This is a genomic window from Amycolatopsis cynarae (genome assembly GCF_026802195.1).
GTDB lineage: Bacteria > Actinomycetota > Actinomycetes > Mycobacteriales > Pseudonocardiaceae > Amycolatopsis_E > Amycolatopsis_E rhizosphaerae.
On record NZ_CP113836.1, the window covers coordinates 4,078,930 to 4,104,278 of the forward strand.

Sequence of the window (25,349 nt, forward strand, 5' to 3'; positions counted from 1 at the left end):
CGTAATGTGGACTAGACCACTGCGTCCGTCAAGGCTTTGGACTGGACCATTCAGCGAGCGAGCTCCGGTGGCCCTCCCCGCCAGCGCGGCATCGGCGCCGTACCGGTGGCCACTTCGAAGGCCGCGCGGGCCAGCAGCCGGGGGGAATCGAGTGTGGGCAGCGGCGAGACACCGGGCGTGACCAGAAGCGGGATCTCGGTGCACACCAGCGCCACCGCGTCACAGCCGCGCTCGGCCAGTTCCCCGATGACGCGGGCATAGGCGGCCCTGGATTCCTCCCGGACCACGCCGTCCAGCAGTTCCCCGAAGATGACCCGGTCGATCATCGCGCGGTCCTCCGGCCCGGGCAGCACCGCGGTGATCCCCCGCCGCGCGAACGCCTCCGGGTAGACGGGGCCGTCCATCAGGTACCGGGTGCCGAGCACGCCGACCCGCCGGTATCCCTCCCGTTCCGCGCGGGCCGCCACCACGTCCGGAAGGTGCAGGCCGGGCAGCGCGAGATCCTCCCCGGGGAGTTCGAGCGCGAGGTGCGCGGTGTTGTCGGGGCAGACGAAGAAGGCGGCTCCGGCGGCGGCCAGGCGCCGCGCGCTCCCGGCGAGGATCTCCCGGACCGCCCGGTGGTCGCCGGCGTCCCACGCCGGCATGCTCCGGGCGAGCGGGATGAGGTCGAGCGTGACGTCCGGGTGGTCGTGCGGGCCCAGTTCGCGGAAACCCTCCTGGCAGAAGCGGCGAAAACACAGAGCCGCCCCTTCGGCGCTGTGCGCGAGTATCCCGAGATGGTGCATCGTTCCTCCGACATTCGTTCGACGTACCGAACATATCGTTCGGTATAATGAACGACGTCGTCAACCCCCAGGAGGGAACGGACCATGCCGCGCAAGGCCCCGCTCGACCTCATCGCCGCCGCGCTGCGGCGCGAACGCGCCCGCGCCGGGCTGTCGCTCACCGAACTGGCCCGCCGCGCGGAGGTGGCCAAGTCCACGCTGTCCCAACTCGAGTCCGGCACCGGGAACCCGAGTGTGGAAACGCTGTGGGCGCTGGGCACCGCGCTCGGCGTCCCGTTCTCCCGGCTGGTCGACCCGCCGGGCACGGCCAGCAGGCTGATCCGCGCCGGGGAAGGCCCCGCCGTGCCCGCCGAGGGGGCCGACTACACCGCCACCCTGCTGGCCGCCTGCCCGCCACACGTCCGCCGCGACGTCTACCGCGTCACGGCCGAGCCCGGTCCCCGCAGGGAATCCGCACCCCACCTGCCCGGTGTGGTCGAACACCTCGTGCTCGCCGCGGGGAGGGCGATGGCGGGCGTCGCCGGGGAACCGGTCGAACTCTTCCCCGGCGACTACCTCGCCTACCCCGGCGACGTGCCCCACGTGTTCCAGGCACTGGAGCCCGGCACCCACGCCGTACTGATCTCCGAACACCCCTGAGGCTTGGATCTCCGGGGAATCCCCGATGCGGGCCCGCCCCGGCTCCGGCACAGTGGATCCATGACCACACCAACGAAGCGCCTGACCAGGTCCCGGGAGAACCGCGTGATCGCGGGCGTGTGCGGCGGGATCGCCGAACGGCTGGGCTGGCAGCCCGGCACGGTCCGGTTGCTGGCCGTGCTGTCCTGCCTGCTGCCCGGGCCGCAGTTCCTGATCTACCTCCTGCTGTGGATCACCCTTCCCGACGGTCCATAGTAGACGGTCAACCCGCCGCGGGCGGGAACGGGACCGCGTCCAGCACCGGGATCAGCTCCTCCTCTTCGTAGTCCAGGTGCGCCTCCAGCTCGCGGGACATGCGGTCCAGTTCCGTCCGGAACCGCTCCGGATCGGCGGTACCCACCCCCGCCAGCAAACCCTCCAGTTCACCGCGGATCCGCGCCACCGTGCGATGCTCGTCGCGCAGACGCCCGATCACCTCCCGCAACTGGGGATGCGCCCGCTCCAGGTCGGGCAGCATCACCGCGTCCTCCCCCTCGTGGTGGAAGCGCAGCGACTCGCAGAAGGCCAGGCAGTGCTGGCGGATCCGCAAACCGAGCGCGGCCGGTGAGGCACCGTCGTCCCGGTCGGCGAAGTAGGTGTCGGCCTCGGCGCGGACCCGGGCGAGCTGACCGCGCAACCAGCCGTGGATCTCGACGAGTTTGGCGCCGAGGGTACGGGCCTCGCCGGATTCGGTGTGGGCGCGCTCGAGTATCACGACGGGCAGCGCACGGTCCACTTTGGCCTGGTAGTCGGCGAACCCGGGGGCCCGCTCCACTATCAGGGCGAACAGCCGGTCACGCTCGGCACCTTCGGCCGGAACGCCGATGGCGCCGAAGGTTTCGCCCCCGAGTTCCACCCGGGCCATCGGGTGGGCGAGCAGGTTGTGGTACCACGCGGGATGCCGCGGGGAACCTCCGGCGGAGCCGACCACCAGCAGCCGGTCGCCGTCGCGGACATAGGCCAGCGGCGAGGTCTGTTCGAGACCGGACCGGGCGCCCACCGTGGTGAGCAGCAACAGGTCGCCCCCGGCGAACGGCCCGCCGACCCGGCCGGAATGGGCGCGAAACTCGTCGATCACGGATTGGTTGAAGCCGCTTACTCGAGGGGCCTGACGCATATGGGGATTACGGTTTTCGGGCAAGAAGAAACTCCTCACGGATGACGGGAAAACGGCAGCGTGAACCGGCGGCCGGGCCGCGTCGGCCGGGCCGCGAATCACACGGTGAGAAAGGAAAAGCCGGTCACGGCCAGAACGGCCGGAACCGGATGCGGGAAGGCGTCAGAACAGACGCGTGATGTCGATGCTCACGATCACTCCCCGGAATTTTACGGTGCCTCCATGGCCGAGACCGTTCGACTGATCAAGGACACGCGACACGCCTGCCATTAAACCGGCCCACCGTCCGCACCGTCAAGCTGCGCTCCCGGCGGCTCCCCCTGCCTGCCGTCGGCGCTTGTGTCCCACCCTCCGGCGGATGAGTTCCACGCTCGGTTTGGGTGGAGGTGTCCTCAGGGCGCCGGACTTTGCCGGGACCCCGGCCTTCTTTCCTGTGAAGGGTCGTGCCCTCAAGGTGGTCTTGAGGGCGTTTATGACCCTGAAGACGACCTTCAGGGCACCCAACACGGGAAGGGTCCCTAATGGGGTCGCCCCGACCCCGGTCAAGGCTGTGTCGGGTTCGAGTCCGGTGTGCGGGGAAAGGGAAAGGCCACCACCACGGGGGGCCGTGGTGGTGGCCTGGGGAGTCCCGCGGAGCGGGAAGATCAGCCGCCGAGCTTGGAGTTGTAGTCGGCGATCTGCTTGTTCGCGGTGTCGGTCGCGGTGCCCAGCGCCTGTTTCGCGTCCTGCCCCTGCAGCACCGCCGCCTGCAGCGCGTTCTCCACGTCCTTGCGGATGTCCGGCATCTCCCCGACCGAGCACCCCTGCGTGGCGTAGGTCAGCTTGGTGCCCTGCAACTGCCTGATCGCGGTGGCGAACTGCGGCTTCTGGCCGACCCACTGCTGGTCCGCCGGATCGGTGAGGGCGGCCTTGCTGATCGGGAAGTAGCCGGTCGAGGTGTGCCAGGCGACCTGCGTCTGCGCGCTGGCCAGGTAGCGCACCAGCTCCCACGCGGCCCGCTCCTTGGCGGTGTCGTCCTTGTGCATCACCCACAGCGAGGCGCCGCCGATGATCGGGCCTCCGGTGTCACCCGCGCCGACCTTCGGGTAGAAGCCGGTGCTCACGGTGAACGGGTTCTTCGCCGCGGCGGCGCCCTTGACGAAACCGCCCAGCGAACCGGTGGACTCCAGTGCCATCGCGACGGTGCCGGAGTTGAACGCGTTGTCCCCGTTGTCGGTGTTGCTGTCCAGCTTCATGGCCAGGCCCTCGCCGACCATCTGCTGCCACCACTGCACCAGCTTCACGGTGGTGTCGTTGGCGAGGTTCACTTTGGACACCCGGCCGGTGCGGCCGTTGTCGGCGTCGCACAGGGCCTGGTCGGCGACGGCGTTCCACTGCTCGACAAACCAGCCGTAGAGGGTGGCGCCGAAACCGTACTGCACGGTCTCCCCCGGCGTCTCCTTGATCTTGCGGGCGGCCGCGGTGATCTCGTCCAACGTCGCCGGCGGCTTGTCCGGGTCGAGACCGGCCTTGGTGAAGGCCTCGCGGTTGACGTACAGCAGCGGCATCGAGGTGTTGAACGGCATCGAGTACAGCTTCTTGTCGACGGTGTAGTACCCGGCGATGTTCGGCTGGATGTCCGACACGTCGTAGTGGTCGACGTCGATGAACGACTGCATCGGCACGACCGTCTTGGAGTCGATCATGTACCGGGTGCCGATGTCGTACATCTGCATCAGGTCGGGCCGCTGCTGCGCGGAGGCGTTCTTGTACGCCGCCAGCGCGGTGTCGTACTGGCCCTTGTAGTTCAGCGTGACCTTGATCCGGCCCTGGTTCTGCTGGTTGAACTGGTCCACCAGCCGCTGCAGCGTCTGCCCGTTGGTGCCGCTCATCGCGTGCCAGAAGGTGATGTCCACCTCGCCCTTGCCGTTGAGGGCGTCGGCGCCGGGCGCGGTCACGGTGTCCGGCGAGCCGCCGCCGGAGTTCGCGGCCGTCGAACAGGCCGTCGCGGCGGTGGCCGCGGCCAGCACGAGCGCGAGCGCGCCGAGGCCTCGGCGCAGGGAATTCCGCACTGTCGTTCCTTCCTTCCACAGTGGAGGGTGCCGTCCGGGTTACTTCACGGCTCCCGCCATGAACCCGCGCACGAGCCACCGCTGCCCGAAGATCACCAGGAGCAGGGTGGGGATCAGGGTGATGGTGACCCCGGCGAGGACGAGTGCCTGCTGGGTACCGTTTCCGTTGGCCTTCAACGCGAAGACCGCGGTCTGCAGGGTGTTCATCGAGTTGTTCGACGAGGAGATGATCAGCGGCCAGAAATACATGTTCCAGCCCTGCAGGAACGACCAAACCGCCAGCGCGGTCAGCGAAGGCCGCACCGAGGGCAGCACGATGCCGGCCAGGAACCGCAGGTGCCCGCAGCCGTCGATCCGCGCGGCGTCGGCCAGCTCGGCCGGGAACTGCCGGAACGCCTGGCGCATCAGGAACACGCCGAACCCGTTGGCCAGAAACGGCAGCACCAGGCTCCACTGGCTGTTCTCCACGCCGAGGCTGCGCACGAACAGCGCGTTGGGCACGACGATCGCCTCGTAGGGCACCATGATCGTGGCCAGGAACAGCCAGAACACCGGTTGCCGCAACGGCATGCGCACGAACACCAGCGCGTAGGCCGCCAGGCACGAGGTCACCAGGTGCGCGATCATGATGACCAGGCCGACGAACAGCGAGTTGAAGAACGCGGGCACCAGCGGCACCACGGTCTCCTGCCAGGCGGCGACGTAGTTGCCGAGGGTGTAGACGCCGTTGAACAGGCCGGGCGGCTGCCGGACCAGTTGCCCCTCGGGCAGGAACCCGCCCACGACGGTGAGCAGCACCGGGAACAGCAGCACGACCGCCGCGGGGATCAGCCACAGGTAGGTGAGCAGGCGAACCCGGCCGCTCGGCTGGTTGAGCGGCCTGCGCCGCCCGCGGGTGGCGGGGCCGGGCGTGCCCGTGCCCGCCTGGGGACGATCGATGACCTGGCTCACCGGTAGTGCACCCGCCTTTCCACCACACCGAACTGGATCGCCGCCAGCACGATCCCCATCAGCAGCAGCACCAGGCCCTGCGCGCTGGCCAGGCCGTAGTCGTTGTTCCCGTTTTCGAACGCGTTGTGGAAGATGGCGAAGACCAGCGTGCTCGTGCTCCCGTTCGGCCCGCCGTCGGTCATCACCTGCACCTGGCCCAGCGCCTGCAGCGCGGTGAGCGTGGTGGTGACCACCACGAAGAACACGCTCGGCGAGATCATCGGCAGCACCACGCTGACGAAGTTGCGCATCCCGGTGGCTCCGTCCAGGCGTGCCGCCTCCAGCACCTCGTCGTCCACTCCGGCCAGCCCCGCACCGAGCACGAGCAGGTTGAACCCGGCCACCACCCACACGGTCGCCCACGCCACGGTCAGCAGCGCCCACGGCGATTCGGTGGTCCAGCCGGGCGACGCGATCCCGGCCAGGCGGAGCAGCCAGTTCACCGGGGACATCGACGGGTCCAGCATCAGCAGCCACACCACGGCCGAGGCCGACGCCGAGTACGCGAACGGCAGGGTGAACAGGGTCCGCAGCAGCCGCATTCCGGGCAGGCGCTGGGCCAGTGGCACCGCCAGCGCCAGCGGCAGCACCAGTCCGGCCACCACCACGAACACGGTGAACACCAGCGTGTGCAGGAGCACCTCGCCGAAGGCGGGGGTGAACAGTTCGGCGAAGTTCGCGGCGCCGACCGACCGCGAGGGATTGCCGTTGATGTCGGTGCCGCGGGTGGACAGGAAGACGGCCTGGAACAGCGGGAAGATCACGAAGGTGCCGAGGCCGGCCAGCGCGGGCACGCAGAACGCCACCCCCAGGGCGATCTCGCGGGCCGAATACCGCCGGCGGCGCTGCGCGCGCCTCTCCGAGGGCAGGGCGAAGGACATCACGGGGCCGGAGCCTGACGGTGATCGACAAACATCATCGGTATCGACCATGGCCGGAATCTTTCCATCGGATGGCAAGCCGATGACATAACCGCAACCGAACAGCCGCGCACTCTCCGTCACCTCCCTCCCCGCCACTTCCCCTCTGTCCCAGAACTACCCGTGGGCCGCTGTGTGCGGCGCACCGCCGAGCAGACCGGACTCTGCCGGGGCCGCTCTGGCACAGCTTGGAGCGCGGATAGTTCTGTGTGAGAATGAATTAGGTGAAGCTGGTGGAGAGGGCACGACCACGCGCAGTCCGCGAGCACCGGAACGCGGGCTGGTTCGCGGTGGCCACCGTGTGCTTCGGCGCGTTCATGGGGCAACTGGACGCGAGCATCGTGACGCTCACCTTCCCCGCGCTCCAGCACGAGTTCGGCGCGCCGCTGGCGGCCGTCCAATGGGTGTCGCTGGCCTACCTGCTCGCGCTGGTGGCGCTGCTCGCCCCCGCGGGCCGGGTGGCGGACGCCGCCGGGCGCAAACTCATGTACGGCCACGGTTTCGGCGTCTTCACCATGGCCTCGGTGGCCTGCGGGCTGACGCCCGGTCTGGGCTGGCTGACCGGGTTCCGCGCGCTCCAGGCCGTCGGGGCCGCGATGCTGCAGGCGAACAGCGTGGCGCTGGTCGTCGGCAGCGTGCCGAAGGAAAAGGCGCGGGCGGCACTGGGCGTGCAGGCGGCGGCGCAGGCGCTCGGCCTGGCCCTGGGGCCCGCGCTGGGCGGGCTGCTGGTGAGCACGCTCGGCTGGCGCTGGGTGTTCCTGGTGAACCTGCCGGTCGGGATCGCCGGCCTGGTCGCGGGCCGCTACCTGCTGCCCCGCACCCGGCAGCGGCATCCCCTCGGCCGGTTCGACGGCGCGGGACTCCTCCTGCTGGCACTGGCCTCGACGGCGTTCCTGCTGGCGCTCTCCGGGTTTTCCGGCCTGCGCCTGTCCCTCGCCGCCACCGGCGCGCTGGCGCTCGTCGCGATGCTGGCCGCCGCCGTCTTCGCACGGCACGAGCGGCGGGTGGCCGATCCGCTGGTGGACCTGACCATGCTGCGGCCCGCCGCGGTGTCTCGGGGACTGCTCGGGGCGCTGTGCGGTTATCTGGTGCTTTTCGGGCCGCTGGCGCTGTTTCCGCAGGTTCTGGGGACGCGCGGGTTCGCGGGACTCGTGCTGACGGGGCTGCCCGCGGGGTTCGGACTGGCCGCCGTGTTCGCGGACCGCGCCCTCCCGGCGAGGCTGAGCACGCACCACCGCACCACGCTCGGTGCCGTGCTCTGCGTGCTCTCCTGCTCCGCACTGGCCGTGGCGCCGCACTCCCCCGTGCTCGCCGGACCGCTACTGTTCGTCGTGGGGATCGGTCTCGGGGTGTTCATCCCGGCGAACAACTCGTCGATCATGGCGGCGATCCCGGCCCGCTCGTCGGCGACCGGAGGTGGTCTGGTGAACATGGCACGGGGCCTGGGCACCGCGTTCGGCGTGGCCCTGGTGACGCTGGCCCTGCACGGCGGAGGCGCCGAAGCCGGGCCCGCGGCGGCGCTGGCCGTGCTCGCGCTGGCCGGTGCGGTCGCGGGGGTCACCGGATTCGCGGGCGGCGGGCGCCGGGGCGAGGCCGCGTGACCGGCACCGCGGACACCGAACTGGCCGACGTGGTCGCCCGGCTGCGCCGCGCGATGCGGCGGGCGGCCCGCGCCGCCGATCCGGGTAACCCGCTGTCGGTGGCCCAACTGGAACTGCTGTCCTGCCTGGCGGAAAACCCGGGTGCGCAGCCCAGCCGGCTCGCGCGCGTGCTGAACCTCGCGCCGAACTCGGTCACCACCCTGGTCAACGGCCTGCGCACGCGCGGACTGGTGACCGGTACCAGCGGCGGCGACCGCCGCACGGTGCACCTGAACCTGACCGCGACCGGCGAGGACGCGGTCCGGCGGTGGCAGTCGGCGAACGCCGGGATCCTGGGCGCGGCGCTCGCGGATCTGCATCCGGGCTGGCAGCACCTGCTCACCGCGGCCCTGCCCGCACTCCGGGAGCTCATCGACGCCATCGACCGCCAGGCGACCCCTCCGGGGCAGGCGGGCTGACCAGCCCCGACTCGTAGGCGTACACCACGAGCTGGGCACGATCGCGGGCCCGCAGCTTCGTCATCGCACGGCTGATGTGGGTCTTGGCCGTGGCGTGGCTGATCACCAGCCGCGCCGCGATGTCCTCATTGGACAGTCCACGGGCGGCCAGTGCCACCACCTCGCGCTCCCGGTTGGTCAGTACGGGCAGCGCGGAGGACGAGGCACCGCTCGGCGGCACGGAAACGTACTCACGGATCAGGCGTCGCGTGATCGCCGGGGACAGCAACGCGTCTCCCCGCGCGGCGACGCGGACCCCGTGCAGCAGATCGGCCGGTTCGGTGTCCTTGACCAGGAACCCGCCCGCCCCGGCCCGCAGGGCGTTGTACACGTACTCGTCGAACCCGTAGTTGGTCAGGATCACCACGTGCACCCCGGCCAGGTCCGGGTTCTCGGCGATCCGCCGCGTCGCTTCGATGCCGTCGAGGACGGGCATCTGGATGTCGATCAGCGCGACGTCCGGGCGGTGCCGCGCGGCCAGGTCGACCGCCTCGCCGCCGTCGGCCGCTTCGGCGACCACTTCGAGGTCGTCTTCGGCGTCGAGCAGCGCACGGAACCCGCCCCGGATGAGGGCCTGGTCGTCGGCCAGCAGGACCCGGATCACGCGCCCGCCCCCGCCGGAATCGTGGCGTGGACGGCGAAACCGCCCTCCGGGCGCGGCCCGGCCCGAAGCGAACCGCCGAGGTCGCCGACCCGTTCGCGCATCCCCAGCAGTCCCACACCCGGCACGAAGTCCCGGCCCCGCGTGCCCTCTCCGTCGTCCGCCACCGAAATGTCCACTTCGTCCTCCCGGTATTCGAGCCGGACCGAGGCCGTGGCGGTCCCCGCGTGCCGGGCGATGTTGGTCAGCGACTCCTGGACGATGCGGTACGCGGCCAGGTCCACCGGAGCGGGCAGCGGCCGAGGCTGCCCGCCGACCACCAGCTGAACCGGCAGTCCCGCCTCCCGGACCTCGGCCAGCAGGGCGTCCAGCCGGTCCAGGCCCCGGGGCCGGGGGGCGTCGTCCCGCAGCACCTCCAGGGTGGACCGCAGTTCCCGCATCGCCTCGCCACTGGCCTGCTGGATGGCCAGCAGCGCCTCGGGCACCGGCTCGTTCCGCTTGCGTGCCAGGTGCACCGCCACCCCGGCCTGCACCTTCACGATCGAGATGCAGTGGGTGAGCGAATCGTGGAGTTCACGGGCGATGCGCACGCGCTCCGCGTCCGCGCGGCGGCGGGCGGTCTCCTCACGGGTCCGTTCGGCGTCCTCGGCCCGCCGTTGCGCCTGGGCCAGGTTGAGCCCGCGCTGCCGGGACAACTCCCCCGCCACACTCGCCGCGACCAGCCAGCCGACCAGCAGGAACCAGCGCTGGAACACCTCGGGGGGCTGCTCACCGCTGCTGCCGAAGGCCAGATCGCCGCCGAAGCCCGCGGCGAGGGCGGCCAGCACGGCCAGGCCCGCGATGGGGCGGTGCCCCGTTTTCACCGCGGCGTGGAGCGCGAACATCTCCGGCACCGCGGCGACCACTCCGGGGTAGCCGCGGAGCAGGTAGGCGGCGAGGCACAACGTGGTGACCGCCAGCACCGGCAGCGGTGCCGCACGACGCAGGACCAGTACGAGTGCCGCGAGCACCAGCAGGGACACTCCCAGCAGGTCGAGACCGGTGCGGCCCGGCGGGGCGGTGACGGCGCCGACCGGCACCAGCACGGCGAGCCCGGCCGCGAGCGCCAGATCGCGCCCGACTTCCTTGCGCATCCGCCCACAGTAGGCGATCCGCGCGCACGGGGGCGTCGGGCGAGCGTGGTAGCGGCGGCCTGCTTCCCCCGTGGTATCCCCGGGTGCCCTACACCGCGGGTGGTAGCGGTGAAACCCCTCTCCCGCCCGACGACGGGGGGCCGCGGTGGGCGGCATCGTCTTCGACCATCCGAATCCGAAAGAAGGTCGACGTGACAGCAGATCCCGTTCCCCGCCGCCGCTGGCCGTTCCTGCTCCTGCGCGGCACGACGGCCGTGCTCGCCGCGCTGGCACTGGTCCAGACCGCACTGGCGGGCGGGCCTGAGGATTTGAGCGGGGCCTCGTCGCTCCGAATGATTCGGAGCAAAGAGGCCCCGCTGCACAACCGAAGACGGCGAGCCCGGTTGCTCAGCCGGTGATGCTGGGCGTCCCGGTCTCGATGTGCCCGGCGAAGCGGCGGGACCAGCCGCTGTCGCCGGAGACGGTGACCGTGAAGTCGTACCAGCCGCCGGTGTAGGCGACCGCGTTGAAATAGTCGCTCACCGTCTGCCCGGCGGCCACGCTGTAGGTCCACGGCCCGTCGCCGCGGTAGTTGTTCGAGGTGACGGTGAAGGTCTGCGCCGAACCGGATCCGTTGACGAAATCCAGCCACAGGGCCAGTTTGCCGGTGCTGGACGTGACCGCGATCCGGGAGCGGGCCTCGACGTTCTTGGTGGCTCCCGTGGCGTTGCCCCGCAGCCGCCGCAGGAACCGGTTCGGCCCGACCACCGTGAAATCGTAGTTTCCGCCGCCGAAATTGGTGCCGCAGTTGAAGAAGTCGGTGACCGATCCGTTCGCACCCGAAGACGCGTCGTAGGCGGGCACGGTGTACTGCCAGGGACCGCCGGAGCGGTAGGCGTTGGCGTAGACCGCGAAATGGGCCGCCTTGGTGGCCAGCGGGCTTTCGTTGGTCATCGTGATGTTGAGCTGGATGACCCCGTTCGAGCCGTAGTACCACGACGAGACCGAAGCGTTGGTCTGGTACGGCAGCGGCCTGGCCGGTTTGGTGCCCGCTTCCTGGGGCGGCAGCGCGTTCGTGCCCGGCGAGGGGTTCGGCAGCGGCGAGCAGGTGGCTCCGGAGATCGCCGCGCCGGGGGTGGGCAGCGACGGCAGCCCGTAGACGGGGTTGGCGAAGTCGAAGGCGGAGGTGAGGTCGCCGCACACGGCACGGCGCCAGGCGCTGATGAACCGGCAGTCGGCCGGCTTCCCGATCGCGCGCGACCAGGTTTCGATGAACCGGATGACCGAAGTGTGGTCGAAGACCTCCGAATCGACCCAGCCGCCGCGCGTCCACGGCGAGACCACGATCATCGGCACCCGGAAGCCGAGCCCGACCGGGGTGCCGCTGACGAACTCGCCCGCGGTGCCCGCCGCGGGCGAAGGCGGCGGAACGTGGTCGAAGAAGCCGTCGTTTTCGTCGTAGTTGAGGAATACGACGGTGCTGTTGAGCGTGTCGGGGTCGGCGGCGAGGGCCTGCAGCACGCCGTTGACGAAACGCTCGCCGTTGACCGGCGGGCCGATCGGGTGCTCGCTGGTGATCTGGTCGGTCACCACCCACGACACCTGCGGCAGCGTCCCGCCCACCACGTCGGCCTTGATCGCGGCCAGGATGTCGCCGGGTGTGCTGCCCGTCGTCGCGGGGACGCTGGACATTCCGTTGTCGTACAAGGGAGATCCGGGCTTGGCGTTGGCGAACTGCTGGAAGTAGGCCAGCCCGTTGTCGCCGAAGTTGTCGCTCGCGTTCTGGTAGACGCGCCAGCTGATGCCCGCGTTCTGCAGCACCTCGGCATAGGTCTGCCAGGTCAGCCCCGACTCCGATCCCCCGTCGGAGGCCGGTTTCCCGTAGGCCCCGTCCGCGTCGATCATCCCGCTCCACAGGAAGGTGCGGTTCGGGCCCGTCGCGGTCAGCCCCGAGCTGTGGTAGGCGTCGCAGATGGTGTAGGCGTCGGCCAGCGCGTAGTGGAACGGCAGGTCGGTCCGGTCCAGGTAACCCAGGCAGCCGATCTTGTAGTTCTTGGCCGCCATCCAGTTGTCCATCTTGCCGTTGTTCCACGCGGCGTGCTGGTCCGACCAGGCGTGCGCGATGTCGCCCTGGCACTGCGCGAGCGTTTCCGCGTCGCTGCCGGAACCGCGCAGCGGGAACGGGTACTGGCGGCCCAGCCCGTTGGGCTGGTTGAACACCGAGTACCCGCCGCCGAGCAGGATGGTGCTGCGGTCGGCGAATCCCCGTACCCCTTTCAGCGTCCCGAAATAGTGGTCGAAGCTGCGGTTCTCCTGCATCAGCACGACGATGTGCCGGACGTCGGCGATCGTGCCGCCCGCCGCCGTCGCGACCGGCGCCGCCCCGGTCAGTGCCGCCGCACCGGTCAGCGCGACCGCGCCGGTACCCGCCAGAAACGTCCGCCGAGCCACTCCGCCCACCGAGACCTCCACTCCCTTGATCACCGAACGTGTCCGGGTCAGTGAAGCGAAGACGGCACCGGGTGTCCACGAACGGCGGGCGAGGCGGTGGTGAACAGCGCGCCACCGGGCGGAGGCGGATCAGCGGTCCTCGGCGGGACGGTCGAATCCGTGGCGGCCGTACAGCCGCACGAAGTGGGCCAGGATCAGCGTCCGGCGGCGCTCGAGCCCGTCGGCGACGCGGCGGAAGAGCACGACCTCTTCCCGGCCGCCGGGTCCGATGGGTTGCACCAGGCGGCCACCGGGTTTCAGTTGCTCGATCAGCGGGGCGGGCACTTCCGGGAAGGCCGCGGACACGAGAACGGCATCGAAGGGGGCCCGCTCTCCGACACCCTCGCTGCCGTCGCCGACGAACAGTTCGACGTTGCCGACGCCCAGCCGGTCCAGATTCCGCCGGGCCTGCTCGCTCAGGTCGGCCCAGAGTTCGACGCTGACCACGTCGCGGGCGAGCCTGGCCAGCAGGGCGGTCTGGAAGCCCAGGCCGGTGCCGACCTCGAGCACGTGTTCGGTGCCGGTCAGCGCCAGGCCGGTGATCATGGTGGCCGACAGCGAGGGCTGGGTGGTCACCTGGCCGTGGCCGATCGGCAGGGGTTCGTCCCGGTAGGCGTCCGCGACCCGGTCCGCGGGCACGAACCAGGCACGGGGTGTGCGGCGCAGCGCGGCGCCCACGCGCGGATCGCAGCCGCCGTGGGCGAGCACCACCCGCAGAAGGTCCTTTTCGGACGGTTTCGCCCGGCCGCTCACGGCGAGTCTGCCGGGCTGAGGAGCCCGTAGTGGCCGTCGTAGCGGTGGTAGAGCACCGCGCCCCGGCCCCGCTCGGCGTCCTGGAAGAACAGGAACGGCAGGCCGAGCAGATCGAGGCGGGAGACCGCCTCCTCGGTGGTCAGCACGGGCGCCGGCTGCTCGCTGATGGTCACCGGGAGCTCGAAGACCTCGAGCTCACCGGCCCGCGGCGGGGTCGCTTGCGCCAGCCGGTAGCCCGTCGGCCCCGCGCGGTACAGGACGCTGTCCCGGCCGGTGCCCGCCTCGGTGAACAGGTGGAAGTCATAGTCGAGCAGGTCCATGTCGTCCGCCGCCTCGTCGAGGGAGCAGACGCGGAGCGCGAACGCCTTGTGCCGCACGATCTCCCGTTCGCCGGCCGGGCGGGGGAACCACCGCGGCCGGTGGGCCGGTTCCGACTGGTGGCGCCATTCGTGGGGCGCGGTGGACGGGATCGCGCCGCGGCGGGCCTCCCAGTTCGCGGCGCTGCGTTCCAGCCGGTGCCGCAGGCGCGCTTCGAGGCGGTCGATGGCCTCCCGGGCGCTTTCGCCGTCGGCCTGTGCCCGGACGAGCCTGCCGTTGACGTCGAGGTTGGCCTGCGCCACCACCGGCCGCGGGCGGGCGGGATCGCCGTGTCGGCTGAGCCGGACCCGCGCGGACAGGACCGGGCGGTGCGCCAGGTGGATCACCGCCCCCACCTTCTCGCGGGCGTACTCGGCCGCCCTCGACGGGACGTTCCCGTCCGTGGCTACCCGGATCCCGCTGGCCGGGCCGGACTGCGGTGAAGTCACGGTGCTGCCTCCTCCTTCGGCCTGCCCTCTTCCTAGGACGCCCGGGGCGGGCCGGGACAGGGCCGAAGGACCCGAGGCGGCGGCTTGGGGCCTTTCGTCACCTTCGCGACCCCGCACCGCGCGGGGCGGACCAAAGCCCCGCCCTGTCCAGGACCTCGTGCCCCTTTTTCCGTTCCGGCACGGGCCGGGGACGTTGTGCCCTGTCGAGCGCCGCGGCACCGCGCGCACGCTGGCGGTGACCGGAGCGATCTCCCCGAAGGCAGGCAGGCCATGGACACCGAGACGGACACCGCCCCTGGCCGCACCGGCACCCACCCGCTGGACGCCCAGTTCCACGCGGTGGAGCGGCGTCTGGTGCGGGAACTGCGACTGCCCGCCGAGAAGGTGCACGAACTCGTCGCCGCCGAGCGCGCCCGCTTCGCCGATGCGCGGGTGCAGACCTTCGTGCCGATCCTCGTCGAGCGCGCCGTCCGCACCCACCTGTCCGACCCGGCCGCCCGAAGGCGGTGTTCGTGAGGAACAAAGCCGTGGCCCGGGCACGATCGGTGCCCGGGCCGCGGGTGCTTGCTCCGCCGGGTGCGGCGGCTGGAAAGGAGATCAGCGAGAGACTAATCGCTGCCCCCGCCGGCGGCCCGGGGACAACCGGCCCGCCTCCTTCGGCGGAGTGAACGCGGTGAAGCGCTTCCCCCAGCTCCCCAGGCACACCGGGCCGGGAAGATCCACCCCATCGAAGGCACCTCCCCGGTGCGCTGTCATCACCCTTTCATCGGGAATTCATCGCCCGGCGGCACCCCACGACGGGGCGAGGCCCAGGCTCGCCGAATCGTCCCGCAGCACCGCCTGGTGGACGCGCCGCAGCTCCTGCCCGGGTTCCACGCCGAGCTCGGTGACCAGTTCGTCCCGGATGCGGCCGTACACCGCGAGCGCGTCGGCCTGCCGCCCGCCCGCGTAGAACGCGCGCATCAGCAGCGCGGCGACCGGCTCGCTGTGCGGGTTCGCCTCGCTCAGCGCGGACAGGGGGCCCACCGCGTCGGAGTGCCTGCCGAGCCGCAGCTGCCCGTCCAGTTTCTCCAGCCACAGCGACATCCTCCGTTCGGCCAGCCGCGCCCGCTGGCTCGCCGCGAACGGGCCCGGCAACCCGGCCAGCGGCTCGCCCCGGAACAGCTCCAGCGCCCGTGACCGCGCCTCGACCGCGGCCGCCAGGTCCCCCTCCCGATCGGCCGCACTGGCCTGGGCCGCGAACTCCTCCAGCCGCACCGCGTCCACCTCGACGCCGTCGCCCGCGAACCGGTAACCGCCGCGGTCGCGGGTGATCAGCGCCGGTTCGCCGTCCGCCGTCCGCAGGCACTGGCGCAGCCGGTACACGTACACCGGCACCACGTTCCCGGCCGGGGCGTCGAACTCCCAGATCCCGTCGAGCAGTTCCCGCTTGCTCACGGTCACCCCCGGGCGCAGGAGCAGGGCGGCCAGCAGCGCCTGCTGGCGCACCGGGCCCAGATCCAGTGGCCTGCCGTCACGCCACGCAGCCGGCGGGCCCAGCACCGACAGGTACAGCCGCGCCCCGGGTCCGGTCACCGCGGCCCGCCACGGCGGTCCCGGTGCCGGTGCCGTCGCCGGGACCGGGGTCGGCACCGGCACCGGCGGTTCGGGTTCCCCGCGGTGGACGAGCAGGTCCTGCCCCTCGCCGGGGGTCACCACCCCGTGGTCGAAGGCGTAGACGATGGCGGCGGCCCGGTCCCGCAGGCCGAGCTTGGCGAAGATCCGCCCGACGTGGGTCTTCACCGTCACCTCGGAGATGACCAGCGCGGTCGCGATCTCCGTGTTGCTCAGTCCGCGCCCGACCGCGCGCAGCACGTCGAACTCGCGCGGGGTGAGCACCCCGGGCGGCGGGCCGCTGCGCCGGTCGCCCGTCGAACTGCGGTAGGCCGTGAGCACTCGCGCGGTCACCGAAGCGTCCAGCCACGCGCCGCCCGTGGCGACCACCCGCACCGCGCGGATCAGGTCCTCCGCCGAGGAATCCTTCAGCACGTACCCCGCCGCGCCCGCCCGCAGCGCCCCCGCCAGCAACTCGTCGTCGTCGAAGGTGGTCAACGCGAGCACCGGCGGCCGGTCCCCGGCCTGGCGCAGCCGGCGGGTCGCCTCGATCCCGTCGACGCGCTTCATCCGCAGATCCATCACGACCACGTCGGCCGCCACCGCGGCCAGCGCCGCGGGCACCTCGTCCCCGTCGCCACACTCGCCCGTGATCACGAACCCGTCGCGCCGCCGGAGGATGCGGCGCAGCCCGGACCGGACCAGTTCCTGGTCGTCGACCAGCAGCACCCGGATCTCCCCTTCGGCGGGCTCGGTCATCGCGTCACCGCCCGGCCCGCCACCGGAGCCGGCACCCCCGGCACCGTCACCTCCACCAGCCAATGATCGCCCTGGGGTCCGGCGCGCAACTCGGCGCCCAGTTGTTCGGCCCGCGCGTGCATGCCCGGCAGCCCGCTCCCGGCGCCGCGGGGCGCCTCCGGCCGCAGACCATTGCGGACGGACAACCGGATGCCGTCCGGTCCGGCCCGGAGCCCCACCTCCGCCACCGCTTCCGGCGCGTGCTTGGCGATGTTGGCCAGCGACTCCTGCACGATGCGGTACAGCCCGAGCCCCGCCGAGGCGCCCACCTGCTCCAGATCCCCTTCCTGTTCGTAACGCACGTTCAGCCCGGCGGCCCTGGTGCGCTGGACGAGATCGGCGATGTCACCGGCGCCGGGCAGCGGCCGGGTACTCGTCGGCGCTCCGGCCAGCAGGCCCACCGCCCGCCGGATGTCGGCCATCGCCGCCCGCCCGATCCGCTCCGCCTCGGTGAGCCCGTCGACCGCCTCGTCGATGTCCTGGTCCTCCTGCAACGCGCGGCGGGCGCCGGTCAGGTGCAGCAGCGTGATGCTGAGCGAATGGCCGACCACGTCGTGCACCTCCCGGGCGATCCGCTGCCGCTCGGCCAGGATCGCCTGGTCCCGCACGGCGTCCTGCTTGTCCCTCTCGGCGTCCAGCGCCCGGACGTACCACCGCAGCATGCGGCCGGCGCTGAGCCCGAGCAGCACCGCCACCATGTACAGCGGCACCCCCTGCTCCCCGCCCCACCAGCCCGCGGCGGCCAGCACCGCGAGGCTGACCACCCCCACCGAGATCACCACGACCGGCCCGGAGATCGCCGCCTCTTCGGCGGCCAGCACCACCAGCAGGACCGAGGCGAAGTCCGGCTCCACCGGGCGCAGCAACAGGATCGCCATCGCCGCGATCACCGTCGCCGACCTGAGCCACGGCGGCGCGATCCTGGCGGTGAACAGCCACAGCAGCATCGAGAAGGCGGCGAGCACACCAGAGGCCACGAGCAGGACCGGCGGCAGCAGGGCGTGCCGCTGGCCGATCGCGGTTCCCGCCAGCGCCAGGCTGATCCCGTTGGTGCAGACGGCGACCCACCAGGGAAGCGTTATCCCGGCGCGCGCGAGGCTGGCGCCCAGCCGGACCCGGACCCAGTCCACGACCCTCTCCAACACGGCTTCACCGTAGGGAAAGGCGCTCCCGCACGCCATCCTCCCCCGGTCCGGACCGTTCTCCGCCCCTGGCGGGAGACAGCCGGCCCCGCGGATTTCATCGAAATGCCATCACCCGCCCCTACGGTGTCCCCCATGCCCGGGAAGTTCGGTGGCGGCCGCGTGGGGGCGGCGCGGCAGCGAACGGGACCGGCAAGGCGGCCGAACCGGCCACCCACCGGCTCGGCGCGCCGTCAGGACCCGGTGGACCGCCCTGGCCGCGGCCGCGGCGACCGGCACGACGATCGCGACCCCGGCCAGGACCAGTGCCGCCCGGCCCGAGGCCGGGGTGAACACCAGGTCCCCGGCGCGGCCGAGGACGAACCCGTCGTACAGGCACCAGGCGAACACCGCGGTACCCAGCGCGGCCGCGGGGGTGGTCAGCACGGCCACGGCGGCGAGCGCCACCGCGAGCACCGCGAGCATCACCCACGGACGTTCCACCGCACCCGCCGCGACCGCGGCCAGCGCGACCAGCATCGTCACCGCGAACCCCAGCGGGAAGCCGAATCCGCCCGGCACCGGCGTGGTTGTCCTGCGCATGCCTCCAGTGCACGCGCCGGGACGCCCTTCGCGGCCGTTTCTTGCCACGCCCTGGGCGGCCCCGCCCGGTGTTTTGACGGGATCCTGACACTCACGGCAGCGTGGGCAGCGGCCACAGCCGCCCGGTGGAACTGTCGATGAGGGCGGCCCGGTTCACCCGCACCGTGAGCGGCAGGACCGAATAGATCGTTTCGGCGAGCACCGGCAGTTGCCCGGCCCGTACCCGGGGCGCGAGCGACGAATGCGGCAGCCACCGCCCGATCTCGTAGTGCTTGTGCACTCCGGCCCCTGCGGCGCGCACCGTCTCCACCACCAGTTCCTGCCGGGGCACCAGGTCGGCGCGCACGGCGGGGATGAGACACGCGCGTCCCCGCGGGAACGCGCCGAGGGCGTCGAAGGTGATCTCGAACGGGTCATGCCCGGGCACACCGTCCATCGCCGCGCGCACCGGCTCCAGCTCCCAGTCCCGCAGGACCACGTAGGACAGGTGTGGATGGTGCAGTCCGTGCGTGTGGGACCGCAGCGTGGGCACACCCCTGCCCTCCAGCCGGTCCCACAGGTTCCGCAGCGCGCGCTCGGACCGGCCGTCGAACAGCAGACAGACAGCGAGAGCCACCAGCGCCCAACTCCTCGTCCGGCCTCCCCTGTATACCCCGCACGCCCTCCGCCCGCCCGGCTCCGGAACGGCACTCCTGGGACCAGAGGCCTGCCCTCAAGGTGGCCTTGAGGGCGTTTATGACCCTGAAGGCCACCTTCAGGGCATCCCGCCCCTTCACGGCACGAGGACGAGGACGAGGACGAGGACAAGGGGATCGCCCGATCGGAACCGCATGGACCGGCGGGCGCCGGGTACTCCTCCGGCATGGCCGAATTCGAGCGAGAACGGGCGATGCCCGCCCCGGCCGAAGAGGTGTACGCGGCCGCGTCGGACGCGGAACTGTTCGACCAGTGGCTGCCGGGCAACATCACGGTGCGTCCCACGCGGCCGCCCGCGGTGACCGCCGAGGTCAACCACCACCCCGAACCGGGCGTGCTCGGGGAAAGCCCCGATCAGCTGCGCCTGGAGTGGGGCCTGCGCGGCAGTGACGAGTACAGCGGCTGGCTTCAGGTCGCCTCCGCGGAGCAGGGCCGAAGCCACGCCACCCTGCACCTGTCCTTTCACGGCGACCATCCGGCGAACCACGGCGGGCAGGCCGCCGAGGAGGTCGACAGGCAGCTCGACGAGACCTTGGCGCGGCTCGCGCGGGTCGTCGCGCACACCTGAGGGCGACCCCCGCGCGACGTGGGACGCCGGGGTCAGGTCATGGCCGGTTGTGGTGCGAGTCCGCCCGTCACGACCAGCGCCGGGGTGTCGAACGGGGCGAGCAACTCCTCCGCCACTCCGGCCCACCGCAGCGCCGCCAGCGTGACGGGCAGCCGCGCGCGGTCGGTCCCGTCGGCGATCTTGAGCGCGATCGCGGTGCCGTCGGGCAGCGCGGCCACTCCGACCGCCTCGAAGCCGTCCTTGACCAGCAGGCCCGGCACCGCGCGCATCAGGCGGGTCACGTCCCGTCGGGAGCCGCCCACCATCTCCGGATGCGCTCGCATGGCCTCGCCCACCGGCGTCCGGGCAACGCGGCCGACCGCGGCGGCCAGTCCTCGCAGCGTCACGGCGAACAGCGGGGTGCCGCAGCCGTCGACCGCGGTGTGCGCGACGGGTTCCCCGGTCAGTTCCTCCACGGTGGCCGCGATCGCGCGCTGCAGCGGGTGGCCAGGATCGCGGTAGTCGCTTGTGGACCATCCTCTGAGGACGGTGGTGCACAGCATCGCGGCGTGCTTGCCGGAACAGTTGTGCGCCAGCCTGCGGGCCGGGCTGCCGCGGCGGAGCCAGGCGTCCCGTTCCTCCGGGTCGTGGGGATGCGCCGCCGGGTTCCTCAGGTCTTCCTCCGACAGCCCGCACGAGGCCAGGATCCGCCGTGCGGCGGCGAGGTGGAACGCCTCGCCGGAATGGCTCGCGGCGGCCAGCGCGAGCAACTCGGGCGGCAGGGACAGCCCCAGGCGTGTCATGGCCAGCGCCTGCATCGGCTTCGCGGCCGAACGCGGGTAGAGCGGCGTGGTGACGTCCCCGGCGGCGAAACGAACGGACCCGTCGGGGCCGAGCACGACCACCGAGCCGTGGTGGACCCCTTCGACGAGACCGTCGCGCATCAGGTGGACGAGGGGAACGTGCGCGGGCGTCATCCGGCCACCTTCGCCTCGCCGACGAGCTCGCCCAGGGTGTGCGCCACCCGGTCGAGGTGGTCGGTCATGGCCCGGGTGGCCGCCTCCGGCGAACCGGCAATGATCGCGTCCGCGATGCGCCGGTGCTCGGCGTCGGAGGACTTCCTGCGGCCGCCGAGTTCGTTGAGGAAGCCGGACTGGCGGGCGAGCGCGTCCCGGATCTCCTCGATGACCTTGCCGAACACGGGGTTGCCGGAGGCGGTGGCGACGGCGATGTGGAACAGCGAGTCCAGCGCGACCCACGCCCTGTTGTCGGTTTCCCGGTCCATCCGCTGCAGCAGGCCGGTCAGCACGTCCACGTCGCCGGGGCCGTGCCGCCGCGCGGCATACCCCGCCGCGGGCACCTCGACATGCCGGCGGACCTCGATGAGGTCCCGTGCCGAGTAGGAGCCGAACCGGAGGCTGCCGGACGGCTCGGAGGCGACGACGAAGGTGCCCTTGCCGGAGCGGGACACCGTCAGCCCGAGTGCCTGCAAGGCGCGCAGAGCCTCGCGCACGACCGAGCGGCTGACGTCGAACTCCCGTCCCAGGTCGGCTTCGGACGGGAGCCGGGCGCCGACGGCGTAGTCCCCGCGCTCGATGGCGCCGCGCAGGTGGGCCAGGACCGCTTCCCCGGCGCCCACCCGCCGGATGACCGGTTCGGCTGTCTGCCTGTCTGACAGGTTCACGAGCGCACAGCCTGCGGCCTTTCCCGGGCGGTGTCAAGCACGACGGTGTCGAGCACGACCGACCGGGCGGGAACCGGCGCGCTGGGGCACGATCGGGTCATGGAGCCGCGAATCGACTACGAGGCGGTGTTCCTGGCGAGCCCCTCCCCCACCGCGGTCCTGTCCCCCGGCTTCGTGTTCCTCGCCGTCAACGACGCCTACCTGAAGGTGGCGGGCCGGTCACGGGAAGAGCTGATCGGCCGGGAGGTGTTCGAGGCCTTCCCCGACAACCCCGAGGACCCCCAGGGCGCCCGTGCCCTGCGCACGTCGCTGGAGCGGGTGGTGGCGACCGGGCAGCGGCACACCATGGCGCTGGTGCGCTACAGCGTCGAGGTGGCGGAACGGCCCGGGGTGATCGAGCACCGCTACTGGAGCCCGCTCAATGCCCCCGTGCTCGGCGAGGACGGTTCGGTGCGGCTGATCCTGCACCGAGTCGAGGAGGTCACGGGCTTTCTCTCCGAGCTGGGCAGGACCGCCGTCCCGAACCGGGCCGAGCTCGCGGCGGCGCAGGCCGAGATCTATGCCCGCAACCGCGAACTCGCCCAGGCCAACGAGCGGCTCTCGGCCGCCGCGGACATCCGGACCGCACTGCTCGCCGATCTGCCCGCGGGCGAGGTCCTGCATCTGATCGCCACCCGGGCACGCGAGATCGTCACGGCCGACAGCGCCGTCGTGCTGGTGCCCGACGCGGCGGGGGGCAGCCTGCTCACCGCGGCGGTGTCCGGGGCCTACGCCGAGGTCTTCGGGGATCTGCACCTGTCGCTCACGGACGATCCCGGCAGCCTGTCGGTGCGGGTCTTCCACACGGGGCGATCCGTGATGAGCACGGACTCCGCGGAGATCGCGACACGGCTGGGGTTGCCGCCGGAGGTCTCGGTGGGGGCGGCACTGGCCGTCCCGCTCGGTCATGCCGGGCAGATCCTCGGCGTGCTGGCGGTGGTGAGGCACCCAGGCCACGAGACCTTCGACAGCACCGTGGTCCACGTCCTCGAACCGTTCGCCGCGCAGGCCTCCCTCGCACTGGAACTGGGCAGGCGCCGCGCCGAGGCCGAGCAGTTGCTGGTGGTGGAGGAGCGGGAACGCATCGCCACGGACCTCGCCGCCGAGGTGGTCAACCGGCTCTTCGGCCTCAGCATGGAACTCACCGCCGTCCTGAAGGTCGTTCAGCGGGAAGCCGTCGCGCGCCGCGTGCGCCACATCGTGAAGGAACTCGACGACGCCATCCGGCAGGCACAGGCCGCGGTAATGACGATCCAGCCGCCGGAGCCCCAGCGCCGGTCCCTCCGGCTGCGGGTCCAGGAGCTGATCGACACCGCGGCCGAGTCGGTCGGCTTCGGCACCACCTCGCGGCTCGACACCCACCTCGACTCGGCACTGGACGAGGAGACCGCCGACCACCTGCTGGCCGTGCTGCGGGAAGCGGTGTCCAATGTGGCCCGGCATGCGGGGGCACGGCAGGTGGCCGTCACCGTCGACCTGCGGCCCGATCACCTCCTCGCCCGCGTCGAAGACGACGGGACCGGCATTCCCGAGGGCGCCCACGGCAGCGGGCTGGCCGACATGACCGAGCGGGCGGTGCGGCTGGGCGGAACCTGCACAATCACCCCGCGGCCCGGCGGCGGGACGGTGCTCGTCTGGCAGATCCCGTACCCCGGCCGGCCGGGCCCGGGTCTCGGGCAGGACACCCGAGCCTGACGGGTCCCGATCAGGACGGCGGCAACCCCCGACCCGGATCGGCCCCGGATCCGGCGCGGGGCACGGCCCGAGGTCACCCGGCGGGCGGCACCAGCCCTTCGGCGACGAGGCCGGCCAGTACCGCGTCGCTGAGCGCGGTCAGCGCGCGCTGGGGGCGGACCATCACGGTGAACTCCTTGATCAGGCCCGCCTCGTCCAGCTGGATCAGATCGATGCCGTGCACCTGCTTGCCCCCGACCACGGCACGGAACACCAGCAGGTGCGACATGGCGGGCTCACCGTTGTCGAGTTCGACGGTCCCGGCCATCTCGCCGACGTAGCGGAACTCGTCGAACACGCGCGTGAGCAGCACGCCGAAGACGCCGAGGACGGTCGGCAGCCCCTCGAACGGGGTGAACTTCACCGGGCTGAAGAAGCGCACGCCGGGGGCGAACAGGCCCTCCAGTGCGGCCCGGTCGCGCTGCTCGACAGCCGCGCGGAAACGCTCGACGGTGCTCGCCATGGCTCGTCCTCACTCAACGATGTGACTAATCTTAAAATTGACTATAAGCGGCCGCCCTCGAGCAGGGAAGGCGGGCGGAGAAGGCTGAGGCGATGGCTCTACGACATGCCGTGCTCGCCGCACTGCTGGATGGCGAGTACAGCGGGTACCAGCTGGCGAAGGCGTTCGACGCGGGGGTGGCGAACTTCTGGCACGCCCTGCCCCAGCAGCTCTACCTCGAGCTGTCCAAACTCGAGAAGGAGGGCCTGGTCGCCGGCCGCCGGGTCGTCCAGGAAAGCCGCCCCGCCAAACGGTTGTTCACGGTGACCGAGGCGGGACTGGCCGAACTGGAACGGTTCGCGCTCGCCCCGGCGAAACCGTCGTTCATCCGCGACGATCTGCTGGTCAAGGTCCAGGCCGTGGACGCGGTCACCGCCGGTGCCGTGGTGAAGCAGCTTCGGGAGCGGGCCCGCGTCGCCGAGGCCAAGATCATCGTGTTCGACAGACTGCTGCGCCGGATGCGCGGTGACCGCGACGAGGAGACGTTCCTGCGCGAGGGCGAACGGATCGGCCCCTACCTGACCTGTCTGCGGGGGCGGCAGTTCGAGCGGGAGACCCGTGCCTGGTGCGTCCGCGCCGTGGCGGCGCTTCGCGCCCGGGAGGCTTCCCCGCAGGAAGGAACCGGGCCGGGCGTGCGCGGGCAGTAACGCGGGCTCGGCCAAGCGGGGGTGACGGCTGGTCCCAACCGGTGACCGGGCCCGGTACGCCCACCCGGCCGGGAATACCGGCATCATCCGGGAAAAAACCGCACGGGACGGTCCCTCCGGCCCGGATGCCGGTTCCCCACCAAGATCGGTGACCGTGTCAGGTTTGGTGAAAGCGCTCTCAGTCCACTCAGGACCGGTTTGCGAGGTAACCGCAGGAAGACCGGATCTGGATCACCACAGGCAGGAAGATCGCGGAAACCCAACGACAGAAGGAAAAACCTCCTTCCCGCCCGAAGCGCGCGATCAAGACCCACTCCCGGACACCTGTCCAGTCACCTGCTAGCTCTGCGCAACGATCACCTCACCCCCGCCGTCCAACCAATGGCGGGTTGAAGTTGATAAACGTGAATGATTTTCTTAACGAGCCCCCGGCAGTTCACCTGCCGGTAACACTGAAACCAACGGAGGTCTACAGTGACACGGCTCCCCCTGAAGATCACCGGCGTGCTCACCGGCGCCATTCTCGTCTCCGGCATGGCCACCGGCATCGCGTCCGCCGCCGACCAGAAACTCGACGGCTCGATCACGGCCTCGGGCAGCACCTGCAGCTGGACCAATGCCAGCATCAGCGCCAACCCGCCGAGCACGCTGACCCTGGACCGGACCACCGTCAACCCGCCGGGCGGCAACCTCAGCTGCTCCGGCAGCGTCACCGTGTCGCTGAACAACAACCCGACGATCAGCTTCAACGACACGGCGGGCACCGCGACCGCCGACCTCATCAGCGTCACCGTGCAGACCCTCGGCGTGTCCTGCCAGTACTCGGCGAACGGCCTGACCGCACAGCGCCAGGGCACGACGCGGAACTACTCAGCCTCCGGCGTCACCATTTCCAAGTCCGGCGGCAGCTTCCTGTGCCCGGGCTCGGCGACGGCGGACGCGACGTTCAACTTCCACTGAGCACCCCGGCTGCCCGCTCCCGCA

The 25,349-nt window shown here is 71.6% G+C and carries 27 protein-coding genes and 1 pseudogene; 10 read left to right on the plus strand and 18 right to left on the minus strand.

The features are described from left to right. Positions 1-50 precede the first annotated feature (50 nt). Positions 51-785, minus strand: coding sequence for an aspartate/glutamate racemase family protein (locus ORV05_RS19485; protein WP_268440987.1), 735 nt, complete (start codon positions 783-785; stop codon positions 51-53). Positions 786-869: 84 nt separating this feature from the next. Between ORV05_RS19485 and ORV05_RS19490 the strand changes: the two genes are divergently transcribed. Next, on the plus strand, positions 870-1,424 hold the full coding sequence (locus ORV05_RS19490) for a helix-turn-helix domain-containing protein (protein ID WP_268440989.1): 555 nt from the start codon (positions 870-872) through the stop codon (positions 1,422-1,424). A gap of 60 nt (positions 1,425-1,484) precedes the next feature. Beyond that, on the plus strand, positions 1,485-1,679 hold the full coding sequence (locus tag ORV05_RS19495) for a PspC domain-containing protein (RefSeq protein ID WP_268440991.1): 195 nt from the start codon (positions 1,485-1,487) through the stop codon (positions 1,677-1,679). 7 nt (positions 1,680-1,686) lie between these two features. Here ORV05_RS19495 and ORV05_RS19500 read toward each other — a convergent pair whose 3' ends face one another. The 4 genes from ORV05_RS19500 to ORV05_RS19515 all read right to left on the minus strand — a co-directional run bounded on the left by ORV05_RS19500 (position 1,687) and on the right by ORV05_RS19515 (position 6,502). Next, complete coding sequence (locus ORV05_RS19500) at positions 1,687-2,541, minus strand: nitroreductase/quinone reductase family protein (RefSeq protein WP_268440993.1); 855 nt, start codon at positions 2,539-2,541, stop codon at positions 1,687-1,689. 683 nt (positions 2,542-3,224) lie between these two features. Then, the gene (locus ORV05_RS19505; protein ID WP_268440995.1) at positions 3,225-4,631 is read right to left on the minus strand and encodes an ABC transporter substrate-binding protein; all 1,407 of its coding nucleotides are present in this window, start codon (positions 4,629-4,631) and stop codon (positions 3,225-3,227) included. A 39-nt stretch (positions 4,632-4,670) separates the two neighbouring features. Beyond that, positions 4,671-5,582, minus strand: coding sequence for a carbohydrate ABC transporter permease (locus tag ORV05_RS19510; protein ID WP_268440997.1), 912 nt, complete (start codon positions 5,580-5,582; stop codon positions 4,671-4,673). Continuing rightward, positions 5,579-6,502 (minus strand): carbohydrate ABC transporter permease, encoded by a 924-nt coding sequence (locus ORV05_RS19515; RefSeq protein ID WP_268759821.1) that lies wholly within the window; start codon positions 6,500-6,502, stop codon positions 5,579-5,581. The genes ORV05_RS19510 and ORV05_RS19515 overlap by 4 nt, the downstream gene beginning before the upstream one ends. A 263-nt stretch (positions 6,503-6,765) precedes the next feature. On the opposite strand from ORV05_RS19515, the gene ORV05_RS19520 reads away from it, so the two are divergent. Both ORV05_RS19520 and ORV05_RS19525 read left to right on the plus strand, forming a co-directional pair. Next, a complete protein-coding gene (locus ORV05_RS19520; protein ID WP_268440999.1) occupies positions 6,766-8,142 on the plus strand; it encodes an MFS transporter in 1,377 nt (458 codons plus the stop codon). Further along, positions 8,139-8,600, plus strand: coding sequence for a MarR family winged helix-turn-helix transcriptional regulator (locus ORV05_RS19525; RefSeq protein ID WP_268441001.1), 462 nt, complete (start codon positions 8,139-8,141; stop codon positions 8,598-8,600). Before ORV05_RS19520 ends, ORV05_RS19525 begins: the two co-directional genes overlap by 4 nt. Here the strand turns inward: ORV05_RS19525 and ORV05_RS19530 are convergent. Further along, on the minus strand, positions 8,551-9,243 hold the full coding sequence (locus tag ORV05_RS19530; protein ID WP_268441003.1) for a response regulator: 693 nt from the start codon (positions 9,241-9,243) through the stop codon (positions 8,551-8,553). The two genes, ORV05_RS19525 and ORV05_RS19530, sit on opposite strands and share 50 nt — an antisense overlap. After that, the gene (locus ORV05_RS19535) at positions 9,240-10,373 is read right to left on the minus strand and encodes a sensor histidine kinase (RefSeq protein WP_268441005.1); all 1,134 of its coding nucleotides are present in this window, start codon (positions 10,371-10,373) and stop codon (positions 9,240-9,242) included. Before ORV05_RS19535 ends, ORV05_RS19530 begins: the two co-directional genes overlap by 4 nt. 191 nt (positions 10,374-10,564) lie before the next feature. On the opposite strand from ORV05_RS19535, the gene ORV05_RS19540 reads away from it, so the two are divergent. Continuing rightward, entirely contained in the window at positions 10,565-10,771 is a 207-nt protein-coding gene (locus tag ORV05_RS19540; RefSeq protein WP_268441007.1) for a hypothetical protein, read from the plus strand. On the opposite strand, the gene ORV05_RS19545 is transcribed toward ORV05_RS19540, so the two are convergent. The 3 genes from ORV05_RS19545 to ORV05_RS19555 form a co-directional block, all read right to left on the minus strand. Next, the gene (locus ORV05_RS19545) at positions 10,761-12,812 is read right to left on the minus strand and encodes a phosphocholine-specific phospholipase C (RefSeq protein ID WP_268441009.1); all 2,052 of its coding nucleotides are present in this window, start codon (positions 12,810-12,812) and stop codon (positions 10,761-10,763) included. The two genes, ORV05_RS19540 and ORV05_RS19545, sit on opposite strands and share 11 nt — an antisense overlap. A 120-nt stretch (positions 12,813-12,932) precedes the next feature. Continuing rightward, on the minus strand, positions 12,933-13,595 hold the full coding sequence (locus ORV05_RS19550) for a protein-L-isoaspartate(D-aspartate) O-methyltransferase (protein ID WP_268441011.1): 663 nt from the start codon (positions 13,593-13,595) through the stop codon (positions 12,933-12,935). After that, a complete protein-coding gene (locus ORV05_RS19555) occupies positions 13,592-14,401 on the minus strand; it encodes a ribosome hibernation promotion factor (protein ID WP_268441013.1) in 810 nt (269 codons plus the stop codon). Before ORV05_RS19555 ends, ORV05_RS19550 begins: the two co-directional genes overlap by 4 nt. A gap of 270 nt (positions 14,402-14,671) precedes the next feature. Between ORV05_RS19555 and ORV05_RS19560 the strand changes: the two genes are divergently transcribed. Beyond that, a complete protein-coding gene (locus tag ORV05_RS19560) occupies positions 14,672-14,917 on the plus strand; it encodes a three-helix bundle dimerization domain-containing protein (protein WP_268441015.1) in 246 nt (81 codons plus the stop codon). A gap of 258 nt (positions 14,918-15,175) precedes the next feature. Here ORV05_RS19560 and ORV05_RS19565 read toward each other — a convergent pair whose 3' ends face one another. The 5 genes and pseudogenes from ORV05_RS19565 to ORV05_RS19585 all read right to left on the minus strand — a co-directional run bounded on the left by ORV05_RS19565 (position 15,176) and on the right by ORV05_RS19585 (position 19,132). Then, positions 15,176-16,099 (minus strand): AfsR/SARP family transcriptional regulator, encoded by a 924-nt coding sequence (locus tag ORV05_RS19565; protein WP_268759822.1) that lies wholly within the window; start codon positions 16,097-16,099, stop codon positions 15,176-15,178. After that, positions 16,085-16,753, minus strand: a pseudogene (locus tag ORV05_RS19570) (response regulator); the annotation flags it as partial. The pseudogene ORV05_RS19570 and the gene ORV05_RS19565, both read right to left, overlap by 15 nt. Further along, a complete protein-coding gene (locus ORV05_RS19575; protein WP_268441017.1) occupies positions 16,750-17,937 on the minus strand; it encodes a sensor histidine kinase in 1,188 nt (395 codons plus the stop codon). The gene ORV05_RS19575 and the pseudogene ORV05_RS19570, both read right to left, overlap by 4 nt. A gap of 108 nt (positions 17,938-18,045) precedes the next feature. Then, entirely contained in the window at positions 18,046-18,516 is a 471-nt protein-coding gene (locus ORV05_RS19580) for a hypothetical protein (RefSeq protein WP_268441019.1), read from the minus strand. A 91-nt stretch (positions 18,517-18,607) separates the two neighbouring features. Then, complete coding sequence (locus ORV05_RS19585; protein WP_268441021.1) at positions 18,608-19,132, minus strand: 2'-5' RNA ligase family protein; 525 nt, start codon at positions 19,130-19,132, stop codon at positions 18,608-18,610. 246 nt (positions 19,133-19,378) lie between these two features. On the opposite strand from ORV05_RS19585, the gene ORV05_RS19590 reads away from it, so the two are divergent. Then, the gene (locus ORV05_RS19590) at positions 19,379-19,780 is read left to right on the plus strand and encodes an SRPBCC family protein (protein WP_268441023.1); all 402 of its coding nucleotides are present in this window, start codon (positions 19,379-19,381) and stop codon (positions 19,778-19,780) included. Between the two features lie 32 nt (positions 19,781-19,812). Here ORV05_RS19590 and ORV05_RS19595 read toward each other — a convergent pair whose 3' ends face one another. Continuing rightward, complete coding sequence (locus tag ORV05_RS19595; protein WP_268441025.1) at positions 19,813-20,736, minus strand: asparaginase; 924 nt, start codon at positions 20,734-20,736, stop codon at positions 19,813-19,815. Continuing rightward, positions 20,733-21,443: a FadR/GntR family transcriptional regulator gene (locus ORV05_RS19600; RefSeq protein WP_268441027.1), complete on the minus strand. Its 711-nt coding sequence runs from the start codon at positions 21,441-21,443 to the stop codon at positions 20,733-20,735. Before ORV05_RS19600 ends, ORV05_RS19595 begins: the two co-directional genes overlap by 4 nt. Positions 21,444-21,542: 99 nt before the next feature. Here ORV05_RS19600 and ORV05_RS19605 point away from each other — a divergent pair, with 99 nt between their 5' ends. Next, on the plus strand, positions 21,543-23,177 hold the full coding sequence (locus tag ORV05_RS19605) for a GAF domain-containing protein (protein WP_268441029.1): 1,635 nt from the start codon (positions 21,543-21,545) through the stop codon (positions 23,175-23,177). A gap of 73 nt (positions 23,178-23,250) precedes the next feature. Here ORV05_RS19605 and ORV05_RS19610 read toward each other — a convergent pair whose 3' ends face one another. Then, positions 23,251-23,679 (minus strand): nuclear transport factor 2-like protein, encoded by a 429-nt coding sequence (locus tag ORV05_RS19610; RefSeq protein WP_268441031.1) that lies wholly within the window; start codon positions 23,677-23,679, stop codon positions 23,251-23,253. Positions 23,680-23,771: 92 nt separating this feature from the next. Here ORV05_RS19610 and ORV05_RS19615 point away from each other — a divergent pair, with 92 nt between their 5' ends. Both ORV05_RS19615 and ORV05_RS19620 read left to right on the plus strand, forming a co-directional pair. Next, positions 23,772-24,365 carry a PadR family transcriptional regulator gene (locus ORV05_RS19615; RefSeq protein ID WP_268441033.1) on the plus strand — a complete coding sequence of 198 codons (594 nt, stop codon included), beginning with the start codon at positions 23,772-23,774 and terminating at the stop codon, positions 24,363-24,365. Between the two features lie 474 nt (positions 24,366-24,839). Next, entirely contained in the window at positions 24,840-25,325 is a 486-nt protein-coding gene (locus ORV05_RS19620; protein ID WP_268441035.1) for a hypothetical protein, read from the plus strand. The last annotated feature ends 24 nt before the right edge of the window (positions 25,326-25,349 follow it).

Excerpts from the sequence above, each read along its gene's own strand:
- ORV05_RS19490 (WP_268440989.1), top strand. The coding sequence starts at position 870 with ATGCCGCGCAAGGCCCCGCTCGACCTCATCGCCGCCGCGCTGCGGCGC.
- ORV05_RS19610 (WP_268441031.1), bottom strand. The coding sequence starts at position 23,679 with ATGGCGAGCACCGTCGAGCGTTTCCGCGCGGCTGTCGAGCAGCGCGAC.
- ORV05_RS19515 (WP_268759821.1), bottom strand. The coding sequence starts at position 6,502 with ATGTCCTTCGCCCTGCCCTCGGAGAGGCGCGCGCAGCGCCGCCGGCGG.
- ORV05_RS19485 (WP_268440987.1), bottom strand. The coding sequence starts at position 785 with ATGCACCATCTCGGGATACTCGCGCACAGCGCCGAAGGGGCGGCTCTG.
- ORV05_RS19495 (WP_268440991.1), top strand. The coding sequence starts at position 1,485 with ATGACCACACCAACGAAGCGCCTGACCAGGTCCCGGGAGAACCGCGTG.
- ORV05_RS19535 (WP_268441005.1), bottom strand. The coding sequence starts at position 10,373 with ATGCGCAAGGAAGTCGGGCGCGATCTGGCGCTCGCGGCCGGGCTCGCC.
- ORV05_RS19615 (WP_268441033.1), top strand. The coding sequence starts at position 23,772 with ATGGCTCTACGACATGCCGTGCTCGCCGCACTGCTGGATGGCGAGTAC.
- ORV05_RS19580 (WP_268441019.1), bottom strand. The coding sequence starts at position 18,516 with ATGCGCAGGACAACCACGCCGGTGCCGGGCGGATTCGGCTTCCCGCTG.
- ORV05_RS19605 (WP_268441029.1), top strand. The coding sequence starts at position 21,543 with ATGGAGCCGCGAATCGACTACGAGGCGGTGTTCCTGGCGAGCCCCTCC.
- ORV05_RS19560 (WP_268441015.1), top strand. The coding sequence starts at position 14,672 with ATGGACACCGAGACGGACACCGCCCCTGGCCGCACCGGCACCCACCCG.
- ORV05_RS19595 (WP_268441025.1), bottom strand. The coding sequence starts at position 20,736 with ATGACGCCCGCGCACGTTCCCCTCGTCCACCTGATGCGCGACGGTCTC.
- ORV05_RS19590 (WP_268441023.1), top strand. The coding sequence starts at position 19,379 with ATGGCCGAATTCGAGCGAGAACGGGCGATGCCCGCCCCGGCCGAAGAG.